The 14,938-nt window shown below is 60.8% G+C and carries 18 protein-coding genes and 1 pseudogene; 10 read left to right on the forward strand and 9 right to left on the reverse strand.

The features are described 5' to 3' along the window. Nucleotides 1-12 precede the first annotated feature (12 nt). Nucleotides 13-480, reverse strand: a complete 468-nt coding sequence (locus tag CCR94_RS24610) for a hypothetical protein (RefSeq protein ID WP_146090035.1) — start codon at nucleotides 478-480, stop codon at nucleotides 13-15. Between the two features lie 23 nt (nucleotides 481-503). Here CCR94_RS24610 and CCR94_RS15755 point away from each other — a divergent pair, with 23 nt between their 5' ends. The 3 genes from CCR94_RS15755 (at nucleotide 504) to CCR94_RS15765 (ending at nucleotide 3,475) form a co-directional block, all read left to right on the forward strand. After that, nucleotides 504-2,282: an outer membrane protein assembly factor BamB family protein gene (locus CCR94_RS15755; RefSeq protein ID WP_146090036.1), complete on the forward strand. Its 1,779-nt coding sequence runs from the start codon at nucleotides 504-506 to the stop codon at nucleotides 2,280-2,282. Between the two features lie 252 nt (nucleotides 2,283-2,534). Further along, a complete protein-coding gene (locus tag CCR94_RS15760; RefSeq protein ID WP_425332338.1) occupies nucleotides 2,535-3,065 on the forward strand; it encodes a DUF4142 domain-containing protein in 531 nt (176 codons plus the stop codon). 35 nt (nucleotides 3,066-3,100) lie between these two features. Further along, nucleotides 3,101-3,475, forward strand: a complete 375-nt coding sequence (locus CCR94_RS15765; RefSeq protein WP_158254784.1) for a response regulator — start codon at nucleotides 3,101-3,103, stop codon at nucleotides 3,473-3,475. A gap of 70 nt (nucleotides 3,476-3,545) precedes the next feature. On the opposite strand, the pseudogene CCR94_RS15770 reads toward CCR94_RS15765, so the two are convergent. The 4 genes and pseudogenes from CCR94_RS15770 to CCR94_RS15780 form a co-directional block, all read right to left on the reverse strand. Further along, nucleotides 3,546-3,868: pseudogene (locus CCR94_RS15770) on the reverse strand (DDE-type integrase/transposase/recombinase); the annotation flags it as partial. Nucleotides 3,869-3,985: 117 nt separating this feature from the next. Further along, nucleotides 3,986-4,408, reverse strand: a complete 423-nt coding sequence (locus CCR94_RS15775) for a DUF1236 domain-containing protein (protein ID WP_104508807.1) — start codon at nucleotides 4,406-4,408, stop codon at nucleotides 3,986-3,988. Between the two features lie 220 nt (nucleotides 4,409-4,628). Then, nucleotides 4,629-4,754 carry a hypothetical protein gene (locus CCR94_RS26350; RefSeq protein ID WP_275112818.1) on the reverse strand — a complete coding sequence of 42 codons (126 nt, stop codon included), beginning with the start codon at nucleotides 4,752-4,754 and terminating at the stop codon, nucleotides 4,629-4,631. Next, nucleotides 4,751-5,248 carry a Dps family protein gene (locus CCR94_RS15780; protein ID WP_104508840.1) on the reverse strand — a complete coding sequence of 166 codons (498 nt, stop codon included), beginning with the start codon at nucleotides 5,246-5,248 and terminating at the stop codon, nucleotides 4,751-4,753. The genes CCR94_RS26350 and CCR94_RS15780 overlap by 4 nt, the downstream gene beginning before the upstream one ends. Nucleotides 5,249-5,455: 207 nt before the next feature. Here CCR94_RS15780 and CCR94_RS15785 point away from each other — a divergent pair, with 207 nt between their 5' ends. From CCR94_RS15785 to CCR94_RS15805, 5 genes are all read left to right on the forward strand, one after another. After that, a complete protein-coding gene (locus tag CCR94_RS15785) occupies nucleotides 5,456-5,623 on the forward strand; it encodes a DUF1328 domain-containing protein (RefSeq protein ID WP_104508808.1) in 168 nt (55 codons plus the stop codon). Between the two features lie 78 nt (nucleotides 5,624-5,701). After that, nucleotides 5,702-7,558 (forward strand): ABC transporter ATP-binding protein/permease, encoded by a 1,857-nt coding sequence (locus CCR94_RS15790; protein ID WP_158254785.1) that lies wholly within the window; start codon nucleotides 5,702-5,704, stop codon nucleotides 7,556-7,558. Between the two features lie 37 nt (nucleotides 7,559-7,595). Then, complete coding sequence (locus CCR94_RS15795) at nucleotides 7,596-9,101, forward strand: sensor histidine kinase (protein WP_158254786.1); 1,506 nt, start codon at nucleotides 7,596-7,598, stop codon at nucleotides 9,099-9,101. Beyond that, nucleotides 9,094-9,537 (forward strand): response regulator, encoded by a 444-nt coding sequence (locus CCR94_RS15800; RefSeq protein WP_104508811.1) that lies wholly within the window; start codon nucleotides 9,094-9,096, stop codon nucleotides 9,535-9,537. The genes CCR94_RS15795 and CCR94_RS15800 overlap by 8 nt, the downstream gene beginning before the upstream one ends. A 2-nt stretch (nucleotides 9,538-9,539) precedes the next feature. Continuing rightward, nucleotides 9,540-10,634 (forward strand): sensor histidine kinase, encoded by a 1,095-nt coding sequence (locus tag CCR94_RS15805; protein ID WP_104508812.1) that lies wholly within the window; start codon nucleotides 9,540-9,542, stop codon nucleotides 10,632-10,634. A 13-nt stretch (nucleotides 10,635-10,647) separates the two neighbouring features. On the opposite strand, the gene CCR94_RS15810 is transcribed toward CCR94_RS15805, so the two are convergent. The 4 genes from CCR94_RS15810 to CCR94_RS15825 form a co-directional block, all read right to left on the reverse strand. Then, entirely contained in the window at nucleotides 10,648-11,025 is a 378-nt protein-coding gene (locus CCR94_RS15810; RefSeq protein ID WP_146090037.1) for a hypothetical protein, read from the reverse strand. Between the two features lie 75 nt (nucleotides 11,026-11,100). Continuing rightward, nucleotides 11,101-11,442, reverse strand: coding sequence for a hypothetical protein (locus tag CCR94_RS24615; RefSeq protein ID WP_146090038.1), 342 nt, complete (start codon nucleotides 11,440-11,442; stop codon nucleotides 11,101-11,103). A gap of 3 nt (nucleotides 11,443-11,445) precedes the next feature. Continuing rightward, nucleotides 11,446-12,006 carry a sigma-70 family RNA polymerase sigma factor gene (locus tag CCR94_RS15820; protein WP_104508815.1) on the reverse strand — a complete coding sequence of 187 codons (561 nt, stop codon included), beginning with the start codon at nucleotides 12,004-12,006 and terminating at the stop codon, nucleotides 11,446-11,448. Further along, on the reverse strand, nucleotides 12,003-12,233 hold the full coding sequence (locus CCR94_RS15825) for a NepR family anti-sigma factor (protein ID WP_104508816.1): 231 nt from the start codon (nucleotides 12,231-12,233) through the stop codon (nucleotides 12,003-12,005). Before CCR94_RS15825 ends, CCR94_RS15820 begins: the two co-directional genes overlap by 4 nt. Nucleotides 12,234-12,538: 305 nt before the next feature. Here CCR94_RS15825 and CCR94_RS15830 point away from each other — a divergent pair, with 305 nt between their 5' ends. Then, the gene (locus CCR94_RS15830) at nucleotides 12,539-13,336 is read left to right on the forward strand and encodes a response regulator (RefSeq protein WP_104508817.1); all 798 of its coding nucleotides are present in this window, start codon (nucleotides 12,539-12,541) and stop codon (nucleotides 13,334-13,336) included. Between the two features lie 262 nt (nucleotides 13,337-13,598). Next, nucleotides 13,599-14,936: an HWE histidine kinase domain-containing protein gene (locus tag CCR94_RS15835; protein WP_158254787.1), complete on the forward strand. Its 1,338-nt coding sequence runs from the start codon at nucleotides 13,599-13,601 to the stop codon at nucleotides 14,934-14,936. The last annotated feature ends 2 nt before the right edge of the window (nucleotides 14,937-14,938 follow it).

Below are 14,938 nucleotides of genomic sequence, written 5' to 3' on the forward strand. Positions count from 1 at the left end.
ATCGCCGACATCTCACCAATGCTTGTGGAACAATGCGGCGGCGCGCAGGTTGGTAAACAGCGGTAAAAACTGGCGTTTCCGATCAATTTCGACGCCATCCGCCGCGCGCCGCGCAAGAGAAGGCAAATCCCGACCGCGACTCAAGCACTGCAACGCCATCCAGAGGGATGCGTTGGAATCGGCCATTGTTCGGAGCGCAAAAAGCGCGCCCTCGGCGTGGGAAACTACCCAGCCAACAAGAACGTATTGGCAATGCGGCGCTTCACCACGGGGGATCGCGATACGCGCCGATGCCTCCGCCGTCGATGCGATGCGCGCTTTGAGTAGTTTCCGATCCTGCTCCCGCCGCCACGTCTTGCTTACGTTGCCATCTCTCGCTTTGCGCAGGTTCGGCGAGGGGGCGGTTGAACATGCGGACGAACGCCCATCGGTATCCGGCGCCTCCGGATTGAAAAGAACGTCTCGCGGGATTGCGCGCAACCATTGCCCATGATGAGGCGTTCATGAACAACAAGCTGAAATGGATCGGTGGATCGGCGCTGTCGCTGGGCGCCATCGCCGCTGCCGTGATCTACACCCATTTCGATCAGGCGATTCCCATTGTGGCGATGGGCGTCAATTATTTCCGCTACATGAACGCGCCCAAGGGAACCATCGCGATTGAAACGGCCGCCGCTGTCGGCAATCGTCCGTCGCCGGCGAAGCCGATCGCCTTGCATGGCCAAGGCGACGCCGATTGGCCGAGCTACAACAAGACGCTGACCTCCGAGCGCTTTTCCGCGCTGGACGAGATTACATCGGCGAACGCCAAAAATCTGAAGGTGTTATGCACCTTCGACACGGGCCAATACACCGGCTTCAATTCCGGATTGCTCGAAGTGCGGGGCGCGCTCGTCTTCACCACCGAATATGATATTTTTTCAATCAATCCGAACGATTGCCGCCAGAATTGGCGCGTGCACGAAGAGTATACGCCCGCCTCGGCGCAGGGCGTCAGCCGCGGGCCGGCCTTCCTCGACGGCATATTGTTTCGTGGCGCGCAGGACGGGCGCATACTGGCCTATGATTTCGACACCGGCAAACGCCTTTGGGAAACCAGTATCGCCGATCCGAAAAAAGGCGAAAGCGCGCCGGCTGCGCCGATCGCCTGGAATGGCCTCGTCTTCATCGGCAATGCCGGCGGCGACGTCAAAGGCGTCAAGGGCCGCATGTATGCTCTCGACGCCAAGACCGGCAAAATTGTCTGGGAATTCTATCTTGTGCCGAAAACGCCCGGCGACATCGCGCGTGGGCCGCAGGCGCGCTCACCGCTTGACGCCTCGACCTGGAAGACGCCGAACGGATCGCCGATAACCGGCGGCGCGACATGGACATCCTATTCGCTCGATCCTGAAAAGGGCCTGCTTTACGTGCCGGGCGGCAATCCCGCGCCGGATTTCGCGACGGGCATGCGCGAGGGCGAAAATCTCTATTCAGGTTCGGTCGTCGTGCTCGACGCCAAAACGGGCGATTACAAAACCCACTTCATAATCGTCCCAAAGGACTGGCACGATTGGGACATGTCGACGGCGCCGGCGCTGATACAATCGGCCGGGGGCAAGAAGATGATGCTTGTCGCGCCGAAAGACGGCCACCTCTATGGCTTCGATCTGGCCGACAACAAGCTGCTTTATCGCAACCCCATGACCAGGATCGATAACGCCGACGCGAAATTCACGGTTGGCGTTCCGGTGCATTTTTGTCCCGGAACCGTCGGCGGCGCGGAATGGAATGGGCCAGCTTACGACCCCCAAAACAATCTCGTCATGGTCGGCGAAGTGGAATGGTGTTCGACCGTGACTTTGCAGACGAAGCAGAAGTTGGAGGCGACGCCGGTTGGAAAGCCCTGGTCTGGCGAGGCTTCGCTTAATCCCTTCAATACGTGGGGCAAGCAGGATCCGGTGTTCGATTGGGCAGGCTGGGTCACCGCCGTCGACGCCGACAGCGGGCAATGGCGCTGGCGCGCCAAGACCAATTATCCGATCCAGAGCGGCATGACGCCGACGGCGGGCGGCGTCGTCTTTTTCGGCGACATGGGCGGCAATTTTTATGCGCTCGACGCCGATGACGGCCATCTGTTATGGGGCCGTAAAATCGGCGGCGCAGTGGGCGGGGGCGTCATCACTTACAAAGCGGGCGCCGCGCAACGGGTGGCCGTCGCCACTGGATTGATCGAAGTGCTGTGGCCAACGGAAATCACCACGGCAAAAGTCTCCATCCTCGGATTGGCTGATACGCCTTGAGCCCGATCGGGCTCACAGCCCCCCTCAAGCCAACGAAGTCTTGCGTGCTGGTGGGGTCTTAGGTGAGAGGAAAACACAAATAATATTGTTATCAATCAATACGTTTTATATTTATCGCTCATGTTCATTCATATCAAAATAATAAGACAATATTATAAAAATATAACATCTATTTATATATGGAACTTCGAGCGTTTTTATACGTTTATAATAGGTTAACATTAGGGAGCCAATGAGATGAGATTAGTTTCTATGATCGCCGTATTCGCTGTCATGGGTGGCGTTGCGATGGCGCAATCGCCGAGCACGAGTGAAAAGCTCGGCATAAACTCGGCGTTAGGCATCGCGCCGGCAACGCAGGACTTCGTCACCGAAGCCGCGAACTCTGGAGAGTTTGAGATCCAGTCGAGCAAGCTCGCGCTGGATCGCGGCGACCAGGTGTCAAAGACCTTCGCGGAGCAGATGATCACGGATCACCAGAAAGTGGGCTCGCAACTGAAGGCCCTGGTGCAGTCGAAAAACATCAAGGTCACGATCCCCGATGGGGTCAGTTCGTCGCAACAGTCGATGCTCGACAAATTAAAGAGCCTCAAGGGCGCCGACTTCGACAAGAAATATCGTGACGACCAGTACAGCGGCCACAAGAGCACGTTGGCGCTTTTCGAGCGCTACGCCAAGAGTGGAGACAACCCCGACCTGAAGCAATGGGCGGAACAGACCGCTCCCGCTCTCCAGCGCCATCTGAAGATGGCGCAGGAACTTAACGGGTCCGCCTCCAACTAAACTAACGCTCTGCGGGCGCGTCGGGAGAAATGCCGATGCGCCCGCTCTTCGAAAAAGAAGGCTATTCAATTGTCAGCTACGTTTCCGCTCTAGATTTCCTTGCGTCGAGCTGGCGGAGACAAAACAGTTGCATCGTCTCGAATGTGGACATGCCGGCGCTGGGCGGGGTGGAACTTCTGACCTATTTTCAGCTGATGAAAATCTCCGCAGGCGTCATCATCTTCGGCGAGCGCGGCAATACGCATATCGTGTTGGAGTCGATGGGTCTTGTAGGTTTCGAATTCTTGACACACCCGGTCAATTTCGATGCGCTGCTCGACGCCGTTCGCGCCGCATTGACGCGCGAAAATATATCGTTGCTGCATTTTCGAGCAACCGGCGCCCAGGACTTGTACATGTCGTCTCAATAACAATTTCGACGAAATTTGGCGCCGCCGCCTTCACGGTAACGATCCTCGCACATAGTCCATAACTGCGCGCCTCTCCTGGCAGATAATAGTTTTCAAGCAGGATGCGGTTCTTCAGCGTCTGATGCCAGCGCTCGATTTTGCCTTGCGTCTGCGGATGATAGGGCGCGCCGCGCACGTGAGCTATGCCCTGCGTCTCCAGATATTGCGCCATTGTCCGACAGGAGGCGAGGCTTGTGGCGCACGGCGACCTTGTCCAGGCCGGCGGCGGCCAACGCCAGATCCAGCGTCGCGGTGACATCCTCCGCCTTCATCGTGGCGCATAACTTCCGCGCCACGGATGTAGCGGGAATAATCGTCCAGCACCGTCGACAGATAATACCAGCCCCACCCGATGTCGATGGTGTCGGCTGCGACGACAGCGACGAGTGCAACTCCGGGAAAATGGCTAAAGGCGCGATATGAAAGCGCGCGAAAAGCGAATGCCGGCCCGTTGGGGCCGGCATTTGAAAATCACTCGATGACCTCGACGATGGTGTGCGTCTGAGGGTCGACCAGCACCGGCGTGCCGTCGATCACCGTATAGCGGTAACGGCTCAGGTGATATTCCTCTGGCGCCTCGTAATATACGACCCCGCCCTCCGGCAGCACGGCGCCGACAACCACCTGGCGCCCATAATGATAAGCGGGGCGGTTCTGCTCGAGCGCATATTTGCGAAAACGCGGACGGTCGTCGGCGCCAAGAAGACCGTTGACGCCGCCGACGACGGCGCCCACGGCGCCGCCCACAACCGCGCCGACCGCGCCGGCATCACGGGAGCCTTCGCGCGCGCCGCGCTCCGCGCCAGGAACAACACCTTGCGCTTGAACAGAAGAAAGGCCGAGCGCCGCGAAGGCGGCAATAAGAGCGGCAATACGGATTGGCTTGATGGGCATGGGTCAGTTCCAGGTGAGGATGCGAAACCGCGTCCGTTCGACAAAACGAACGTGTGCTTGCGGAACAGGCTTGAAGGAAAGGCTCAGCCCGATTCAGAGCCGATATACGAAGAGATAACGGCTCCCGCGATGGATTGTTCCGCCGTTTTTCGCAACGCGTTCATAGGCGATGGGCGGCGCCAGGGACAGCGCTCTGGCGACGCCGCCCACCCTTGGTGTTTCAGCGATAGAGAAAGCCGATGAGAATGATCACGGGGATCGGCACGCCCATCAGCCAAAGCAAAATTCCACGCCCCATGGTCAGTCCCTCCCGGAGTTCAATGAGAACGCCTGTTTGGTCGGTCACGCCTTGGCGACGACGGCGCGGAGCATCCACAACGTCTTTTCATGCCAAGCCATCTGCGCGACCAGCAGGTCATGGGTGACAATGTCGCCCATGCCTTCCGCCTCGATCGCGGTGTCGCGCATCGCGCGCACGCAAGTCTCGTGGTCTCCCAGGAGATCGTCGACAATCTGTTCGGCGCTCATCGTCCGCGCCTCCTGCTCCACCGAGACGTGCGGAATCGGCGCCGGGAAACCCAGCGCGCGAATGCGTTCGGCGTAGAGATCCGTCGACTTGAACAGCGTCTCATATTGCTCTTCGAGCATGGTGTGCAGCTGCTGGAACAGCGGGCCGACGATGTTCCAGTGATGAACATGGGTCTTGACCAGCAGGCTATAGGCGCTGCTCAGAATATCGCCGAGGGCGCCTGAAATGTCCTTGCGCGTCGCATGGTCAATGCCCGACTTCGGGGATTCGACATGCGGCTTGGTCGCGATAACGGCGGCGGCATGCTTCATGATCAACTCCATTTCGGGGAGGTTCGGCGTATCGCGCGAAAGGGAATTCGCCGCCGGGTCTGAACAGGCAACGAAGACAAGGAAACCATGTTCCCTTAACGCTGGATAATTATTTTTCCGCTCCCGGTGAGTATTTTGGGAACCTCTCCGCCTCCCTGTTGTTGCTTCACTGTCTCGTTCAAATCGTGAGCAGCGCGGAGAACACCTATGCTCTACTTAACTCTTGTCTTTCTTGTCGTCGCGCTGGTCTCCGGCGCTCTGGGCTTCGGCGGCTTGGCCGCGACATCAGCGGGGATCGCCCGCGCGCTATTTGGCGTTTTCCTGATCCTGTTCGTGATTTCCGCCGTGATTCAGGTTCTCGGCGGCCACGCCTGATCGGCGATGCGAAAGCGCCCCGGACCAGAACGGTCCGGTGGGGGCCTGGAACGCGATTGGAATGAGAGGAGCAGCACGATGGCGGACATTGGCGCGGCGGGCGATCAAACAAATGTCAAGACCATGGAGCTTCCAAGTTTCTGGCGTTTCACCTGGGGTTTCTGGAGCGGAGCGACGCGGGTGAAGGCCTGGGCCTTCACCAGTTTGATCATGATCCTCGTGGCGACGTCCGTAACCCTGGTTTACGCTGTCAACGTTTGGCAGAAGCATTTCTTTGATGCGCTCCAGCAGCATCATATCCAGGACATCTACGCCTCGATCATCAAATTGATCGCCCTGCTTGCTGCGGTGGCGCTGGTGGGCGTCGCGCAGAATGCGGCGCGCATGGGCTTGCAGGTGGAATGGCGGCGTTGGGTCGCCGACCGGTTGATCCGTCGCTGGATGAGCGACCGCACCTATTACAAACTGACCGTCGCCAGCGGCGAATGCGACAATCCCGAAGCGCGCATGACCGAGGATGCGCGGCTGGCGCTGGAGCCGGTGATTGATCTGTCTATCGGTTTTCTCCACGCCGTTTTGTCCGCTGGCGCCTTTCTCGGCGTTCTCGCTCTGGTCGGCGGCGCGCTGCATTATGAAGTCGGCGGCCTCACGCTGAACTTGCCGTTCGGCTTTGTGATCGTGGCGCTGCTCTATGCAGCGGCCATGTCGAGTCTTTCCTATTTCGTGGGGCGACCTTTGATCGCGGCGGTCCAGGAAAAAAACCAATCCGAGGCCAGCCTGCGTTATGAACTGACCCGCGTGCGCGAAAGCGCGGAAAGCATAGCGCTGATTTGCGGCGATGACGAAGAGCGCCGGACTCTGCTGGGCGCGAGCGACTCTTTGATCGCGCGCTGGTGGCGCATCATTGCGGCGCAGTCCAGCCTGATCGGCCTGGTTAACGCCAATGTGGTGATCCTGCCTCTGGTTCCCCTGGTGTTTGGCGCGAGCAAATTCATCGCCGACGGCATGTCTCTTGGTGATTTGATTCAGGTCGCCGCGGCCTTCGTGCAAGTACAGATGGCGCTGAACTGGATCATGGACAATTTCATTCGCCTGGCCGAATGGCGCGCCTCCGCCAATCGAGTCATGGAGATGGTCGGCAATATGGATTGCCTCGACGCCGGTCTTGGCGGCGCCGAGGGCGGAAGCATCAAGGTCACGCGCGACGACGGCGACACGCTGCGCCTCGAGAATGTGATAGTGCGTCGCGACGACGGCGCCGTGGTGATTCACGAAGCCGAAAATATCATCCATCGCGGCGACCGGGTGATGGTGTCCGGCGAATCCGGCGCGGGCAAGAGCACGCTGATCCGCGCCATCGCCGGGCTGTGGCCCTGGGGGCAAGGCGAGATCATCATTCCGCGCGCCTGGAGCGTGATGTTCCTGCCGCAATCGCCCTACCTGCCTTTGGGAACCCTGCGCGCGGCCGTCGCCTATCCGCGCGCGGCGGACGAGATCACCGTGCGGGAGGCGAGCGATGCGCTGCGTGCGGTCGGGCTCGAACAGTTCGTCGAGCGTCTCGACGAGGAAGACCGCTGGGACCGCATACTTTCCGGCGGCGAACGCCAGCGCATCGCTTTCGCCCGCGTGCTCCTCAGCAAGCCGGATCTGGTGGTGATGGACGAAGCCACTTCGGCGCTCGATGAAGAAAGCCAATCGCGCGTGATGATCACGTTCATGGAGGCGCTGCCGCGGGCTTCCGCGATCAGCGTGGCGCATCGCCCGAGCCTCGCCGCATTCCACAATCGAACCATGTCCTTGCGCCGCGTGGGCGATGGCGTGAAGCTTGTGTCGGATCGCCAGCGAATGCCGCGCTATGCGCCCAAGTGGCGTTGGCTTGAGGATATTGGCCTGGCGCATGACATCGCCGACCCGCGTTCGGCCCGAACCCTCTGACCGGCGCGCGCAACGAGGCGCCAGGGAAATCGAAAAAATGCGTCGTAATCGCAAGGAAATACTCAGCATTTCGACGCTGATCGCGACGGCGGCGTCTCTGATTCTGATCGCGATCGTTTATGGCGCCTATGTCTTTTCGGAACGCAGCGGCGCGCTGTCGCAATCGGCCTTCGATGTCAGCTTCTCCGAATTGCGCCTGAGCCGCGCCTTCAACATTCTGCTCGAAGCGGAATCGAGCCAACGCGGATTTCTTCTGACTCACGACGCCTCCTACTTGCAACCGTTCCTCACCTATCGCCAGCGCGCCGGCGCCGAACTGGATCACGCCGAAGAGCAGATGAAGCAGCTCGACATGGTCGGCTCGGCGCCGGCGCTGGCGCAATTGCGCGAGGTCATCGAAGCCAAATTGACCGAACTCGACCAGACCGTCGCCATGGGCGCCGCAGGCGAGATGGATCAGGCGCGCGCAGTGGTGCGCGGCAATGTCGGTCGCGACCTGATGAGCCAGGCGCGCGACATCGTGTCGGACAAATTGCGCCAGCTCGCCAACCTGCGCGCGGAACGCGTCGCCGACGCGCAGGCCAACGCCGCGCGCCTGACGACCCTGACCACGATAGGCGTGTTCAGCGTGGTGCTGCTGTCCCTCGTCGGCGTGGCGCAAGTCTATTCCTATTCCGCCGACCTCGCCGGCGCGCAAGACAAACTCGCCACCATAAATGACGCGCTGGAACGGCGAGTCGCCGAGCGCACGCGCAGTCTCCAGACCGCCAATGAGGAAATCCAGCGCTACGCCTATATTGTCAGCCACGATTTGCGCGCGCCGCTGGTCAACATCATCGGCTTCGCCAAGGAGCTGGCCGCAAGCGTCAAGAGCATCGCGCCGGCGCTGGACTTGCCGTCGCCCGCTGGCGACGGCCCCGTGATCGCGCAGGCGCGGCTAGCGGTGAAGGAGGATATTCCCGAAGCGCTCAAATTCATCGACGCCTCGACAACACGCATGGACAATTTGATCAACGCCATTCTCAGCCTGTCGCGCCTTGGCCGGCTGCCACTGCTGCCGCAGGACATCGATCTTGCGGCTCTGACCGAGCGTTGCGTCGCATCCCTCCAGCACCGGCTCAATGACGCCGGCGCGCGCGTCGCCATCGAAGGGCGTTTGCCGCGGATGATCGGCGACCAGCAGGCGCTCGAACAGATCATTGGCAATCTCCTCGACAATGCCGCAAAATATCTCGCGCCGGAGCGTTCCGGGCGTCTTCTCGTGCGCGGCAGGCGCGCGGGGCCGCAGGTGGTGATTGAGGTCGAGGACAATGGCCGGGGCGTCGCCCCAGGCGATCATGAACGGATCTTTGAATTGTTCCGCCGCGCGGGCAAGCAGGATCGCGCGGGCGATGGAATCGGCCTCGCCCATGTGCGCAGCCTCGTGCGGCGGCTGGGGGGTGAAATCGCCGTGACATCGGATGGCGAATCTGGCTGCACATTTACAGTCACGCTGCCTGCGGACCTGCGTCGCGCCATGGCGGAAGGCTATGTGAATGCGTGATCCCAACCCGCCCGTGATGATCGTGATGATCGAGGACGACGACGGTCACGCGCGACTGATCGAAAAGAACATCCGCCGCGCGGGCGGGCGCCATGAAATTCTCCGCTTCGCCACCGGCGCGGCGGCGCTTGATTTCCTCCTTGGCGGCGGCGCGACCCGGCCGCGTTCGCCGCGCGCGCGGCTGATTCTGCTCGACCTCAATCTGCCCGACATGACCGGCTTGGACATTCTCGCCCGGCTCAAGGCCGATGAGCGCGCCAGGCGCTTGCCGGTGATCGTTCTGACCACCTCGAACGACAAACGGGACATCGAGAAATGCTATGATCTCGGCGCCAGCGTCTATATGATCAAACCGCCCAATTACGACAGTTTCGCCAACGCCATCCAGCAGCTTGGGCTGTATCCGGCGGCAATCCAAGCGCCGGAGACGATCTGATCATGCCCTATGGCGCCGAATTCCGCAGCGGTCTCAAAATCCTGTTCGTCGATGACGACGACGCCTTCGCTTTTCTGGTGCGGAAAGGGCTGACCAGACGCGGCCATGAGGTGGAAACAGCCGCGAGCGGCGATGGCGCGCTGGAGCGCATCGCTCAGGGCGGCATAGATGTCATCTCGCTGGATCATTCGCTGATTGGCGAGACCGGATTTGATGTTCTCGCGCGCCTCGGGCCGCGCGGATCGCGCGCGCCCGTCGTCTATGTCACCGGCGATTCCGACGCGCGCACGGCGGTGGCCGCCCTGCGCGCCGGCGCTGACGAATATGTGATCAAGGACGCCGGCCCGGAATTTTTCGAATTGCTGATCGCCGCCATCGAGCAGGTTTACGAGCGCTGGCGGCTCAAGAAACAACGCGAGGAGCAGGAGCGCGTCGTGCGCGAGGCGCGGGATCGCGCCGAGGCCCTGTTGCAAGAGGTCAGTCACCGAATTTCCAACAGTCTCAGCCTGGTGGTCGGCATGGTGCGCATGCAGGCCTCCACGCTGACCGATCCCTCGGCGGTCAACGCGCTACAGGAAACGCAGTCGCGCCTGATGGCCATCGCCGGCGTCCATCGCCGGCTCTACATGCATCGGAAGATCGGCATGGTGGCGCTGGACGATTATCTGAAATACCTGACCGAGGAATTGCAGGATACATTGCGCGATCAGGATCATCCCGTCGCCATCAATCTGGCGGCGGACCCCATCACCGTTTCCACCGACAGGGCCATTCCGATTGGCGTCATTGTCGGCGAATTGGCCACCAACGCCTATAAATACGCCTATCCGCCAAGAACGGCGGGAGAAGTCCGCGTGCTGCTGCGACAGGTGGATTCGGCGCGCGCCGAATTGCGGGTGGAAGACGACGGCGCCGGCTATGACGAAGCGGCCCGGGCGAAGGGGACGGGGCTGGGATCGAAAATTCTCAAGGCGATGGCTCTGAATTTGCGCGGCGACATCACGAAGCACGATGTTGCGCGCGGCACATCCATCGGCGTGACTTTTTCTTTTGACGATATTGAGTTTCGTCCAACAGGTTCAGCGCTCATAGCATGACGGAACGAGTCCGTCAGCTTGCTCTTTTCGAGCGTGCGGCGAAAAACGCCGCGCCAGCCGCCGAGACGAGGCCGATAAGCTTGGCGTGACGGACGGCAAAGCCGAGAATATGGGGAGCCAGAGCGATCGGCGCGCTTGATTTCACCCAGGCCGTCAAACGTTGAACCGAATTCCAGACGATGATCCGGCCGATGAGACCGAGCAGGGCCGCCAGAACGAATGCCGCCCAATGCGGCTCCAGATGGGGCGACAGGCTGAGATAGGCCGAGATTGCGCAGAAGATCAGGCCGGTCGCCGCGAACATCGCGGAGGCCAGACCACAGGCCACGCACAAAACCATGCTTTGCGCCACATGCAATTCAGCCGATGATGACGGCGAGGTCGGGCTCATCCGCGCCCTCCGCGCGAGGCGCGGCCGAGCAGATATCCGGCGCCGGCGACAATGGCCAAAGCGGCGAGCGGGTTTTCAGAAACGGATTTGGCCAGATTGAGAGCGCCGCGCCCGACATAATCCTGGGCGCCCCCAGACCGATCCGTGAACTGGCTGGCGGCATCGGCGCCCGCCTTTTTCACCGCTGAAGCCGCTGTTGTCCGCCGCTGCCTTGGAAACGTCTTCGAGCGAGGCCTTGATGGCTTTCACGGCGTCGTTGATCGTCGCCGCAAATTGTTCCTGTTCCGCCTTGAAATTGTCCGACATTGGCTCTCGCCATTTTGCCATATGATCCCGCCTCCAATCGGCTTGACTCTTTTCGGCGTTCAGAGAACCAATGCCGGCCCCGACGCCTTGTTCAAACTGATGGCCGATCATTTGTCAGCCCGTCTGGGCCATGGCGACGCGCAAGGGATCGCCTGCCGCGAGGAATTCGCCGCCGATCTCTTCGGGCGCGTCAATGCCCATCAGTTCCATCAATTTTTGGCGGGCGCGATTGACGCGGCTCTTGATGGTGCCGACGGCGCAATCGCAAATGGCGGCGGCCTCCTCATAGGAGACGCCCGAGGCGCCCACCAGCAGAATGGCCTCGCGGTGGTCTTCGGAAAGTTGCGCAAGCGCGATTTTCAGATCTTGGAGATCAAGGCAACCACCCTGCTCAGGGTAGCTCATCAGCTTGGCGGCTTCTTCGCCATCCGTATCCTGAACCTCGCGCCGCGCCTTGCGATAATCGGAATAGAAGGTGTTGCGCATGATGGTGAACAACCAGGCCCGGATCGAGGTTCCTTCTTGGAAACGATTCGACGCCGCCCAGGCCTTGATCAAGGTCTCCTGCACCAGATCGTCGGCGCGATCGGGCATATTGGTGAGCGACAGCGCGAAAAAGCGCAATTGCGCCACCTGGGCGAGCAAAGCCGTTTTGAATTCCGCCGTCGGAGTCATTTGCACGCCTCGCTGGAGTCATCGGCGCCATCATGCTTCGGCCCGTTGCGCGGTTGAACGCCCTTGAGGCCGACGCTTTCCAATTGGTCGAGCAAGCTGGCGAAACGATCCGGCATGGGACTGCGCGCCGTTTCGGCAAAAAGCATCTTCAGCTTGTCGCCCAGGTGCAATTGCAGTTTTTCTTCGAGCGGCGGCTTTTGAGCGGCGGGCTCCTGCGTTCTTTCCATATTTTTCGCCAGTCTTTCATGCGGTTGCGAGATTGGCAGCGGCCCTTGAAACGAACCGATGGCGTCGGCGCCGCCTCGCGCGGCGCTAGCGGCCCCCCCCCTGTTCCGCCGAGCGGAACCAGGATTACTGGTGGAGGGCAAGAAGGAAGGCGGGCTGTCCAGCATAGCCCTCTTGTGGAGGCAACGCCGGCGTCATCACTATGTTCCAAAAAACATTTTTCTTGGGAACTCGACCGCCCCCGCCAAGTTACCCTTGAGACGTCCTCGTCTTGAGGAATGGCTTATCGCGCTGGAGAATTCTTGTCATGACGCTTTCGGCGCTTGTCGCCCCGCAACTTCCCTTTCTGCGCCGCTATGCCCGCGCCATGAGCGGCAGCCAGTCCAGCGGCGACGCCTATGTGGTCGCCATGCTCGAAGCCCTGATCGAAGATCCCACGCTTTTCGATTCCAGGCTTGACGCGCGCACGGCGGTTTACAAGGCTTTTTCGCGTATCTGGAACGCCATGCCGATAATTGGACGGGCTGACGCGCTTTCAAGTTCAGGGGCCGAGCGCCGCCTCGAACAGATCACGCCCCTGCCGCGGCAGGCATTCCTGCTGACGGCGGTGGAAGGTTTTTCGGCCGACCAGGCCGCTAAAGCGCTCGGCATGGATCTGGCGCATTTCTCCAAACTGTTGGAAACCGCAGGCCGTGAGATCAGCGCGCAGGTCGCGACTTCTGTGCTGATCATTGAGGACGAGCCAATCATCGCTATGGATCTTGAGACTCTGGTCAAGGATCTCGGCCATGAATGCCTCGGCAACGCTCGAACCCGGGGCGAGGCGGTGGAAATGGCCCGCCGTCTGAGGCCTGGGCTGGTGCTTGCCGATATTCGTCTGGCCGATGGCAGTTCCGGCCTGGCGGCTGTGCATGACATTCTCGAATCCTTCGAGGTTCCCGTGATCTTCATCACCGCCTATCCGGAAAGCCTGTTAACCGGCGCGCGTCCGGAGCCGACTTTCCTGATCGCCAAGCCGTTCGAGGAAGACATGGTGCGCGCGGTGATCAGCCAGGCCCTGTTCTTCGACGCAAAGGCCGAGACGGAGGCCGTCAGCGCTTCATGAGACGGAATGCCAAATCCGAATGGATCATTCGGATTTGGCGCCAGACAAGCCCACCCCGCGATCCGGGACCACTGCGCAATCCCGCCCGTTGCCTGACGACATGATGCCGCGCAAGACAGCCATGGGCTGGCGGCGATCATGCGCGTTGGAATTGTTTCGTTAGAAAGTCGGGGCGATGCGGTTCGTTTCGGACATTGCGATAGGTTTGGCTTGCCTCTCCGCAGCCCTGGCCTTTCTCTCTTACGTCTTGCGGCGTCGCGGATTGGCGGGCCAATCCCGGCAGGTCGCCATCATCGCCATCGCCGGCCTGTTTGCTTTCAGCGCCTCACGTTTCACCGATACGGCCGCCCTCTATTTTCCCGATGAAGAATGGCTCGGCTACGGGAGTTTGGCGACCTTGTTTTTCGCATTGACCGCGTCGCTCGTTGTCTGGAGTGGGCTGCCGGCCCTGCTCGCCGAACCCTCGCCCGGCGAATTGATGGAAGCGAACAAGGCCCTGAGCGGCGCGGCCGAACTGCGAGCGGCGGAGGTTGCGCGACTCGCCGCGACCCAGGCCGAATTGGAGCGCGCTGTGCGCGAACGCACACTGGCGCTGGATGAAGCCAATCAACGTTTCAAACTGGCTTTGCGCAACTCCGAGATCTCCATGGTCCAGCAGGACCGCGATCTCCGTTACATCTGGGTGCACAATGCGCCCAAGGGCATGGCGGCCGCGGACTTGCTCGGCCGGTTTCAGAAGGATGTTCTACCGGAACATGTCGACGCCCCGCTTGGGAGCGCCAAGCGCGGCGTCATGGCGAACGAGACGCCTGACAGTCTGGAATTCAGCATCGCGATCGGGGGCGTCACCCGCCATTTTCATGAAAATATCGAGCCCGTCTTGCGCGATGGCGCCGTCATCGGCGTTCTCGTCACGTCGATCGAAACGACATCCTATCGTCGCCAGCAGGACGAGTTGCGAGGACTGCTGCGCGAAGTCACCCACCGCACCAAGAATTTGCTCGCGGTCATCATGGGCATCGCGCGCCAATCCGGTCGCTCCTCCAAGGATGTTTCCACCTTTGTCGCGCGTTTCAACGGCCGCATTCGCGCCCTTGCCGTCGCCCATGAGCTGCTGGTGGACTCCGAGTGGCGTGGCGTGGCGATACGAAGGCTGGTCTGGGGCGTCTGGAAGGCGGTCAGCCCGGAAACCTTGAACTTGCTCACGCTGGAGGGTGACGGCCCCGACCTGGCCCCGGAATGCGCGCAAAACCTCGCCCTGGCCCTTTATGAAATGCAAAGCAACGCCATTGAACATGGCGGATTGCTCGCGCCCGGCGGCGGCGTAAGAATTTGCTGGGCGACGTCCGAAGACGATCCAGACCTTGGCGTCAAAATGGTCTGGGAGGAAACGGGCCGTCCCTCCGCGCCAGCGCAAACCATCGGCTTCGGCAAGACCTATGTCCATGGTCTGCTGCCCCGCGCCACCAAGGGCCGCAGCGCCATGCACTTTCATGAAAATGGCCTGACATGGACGCTGACGCTGCCGCGGTCGAATTTTGTCGCTAACGCTGGCGCGCAGGGCGCCATCGCGAATAGAGCGCAGGGCGGCGCAAAGTAAAA

The organism is Rhodoblastus sphagnicola, from assembly GCF_002937075.1.
In the GTDB taxonomy this organism is placed as follows: domain Bacteria; phylum Pseudomonadota; class Alphaproteobacteria; order Rhizobiales; family Beijerinckiaceae; genus Rhodoblastus; species Rhodoblastus sphagnicola.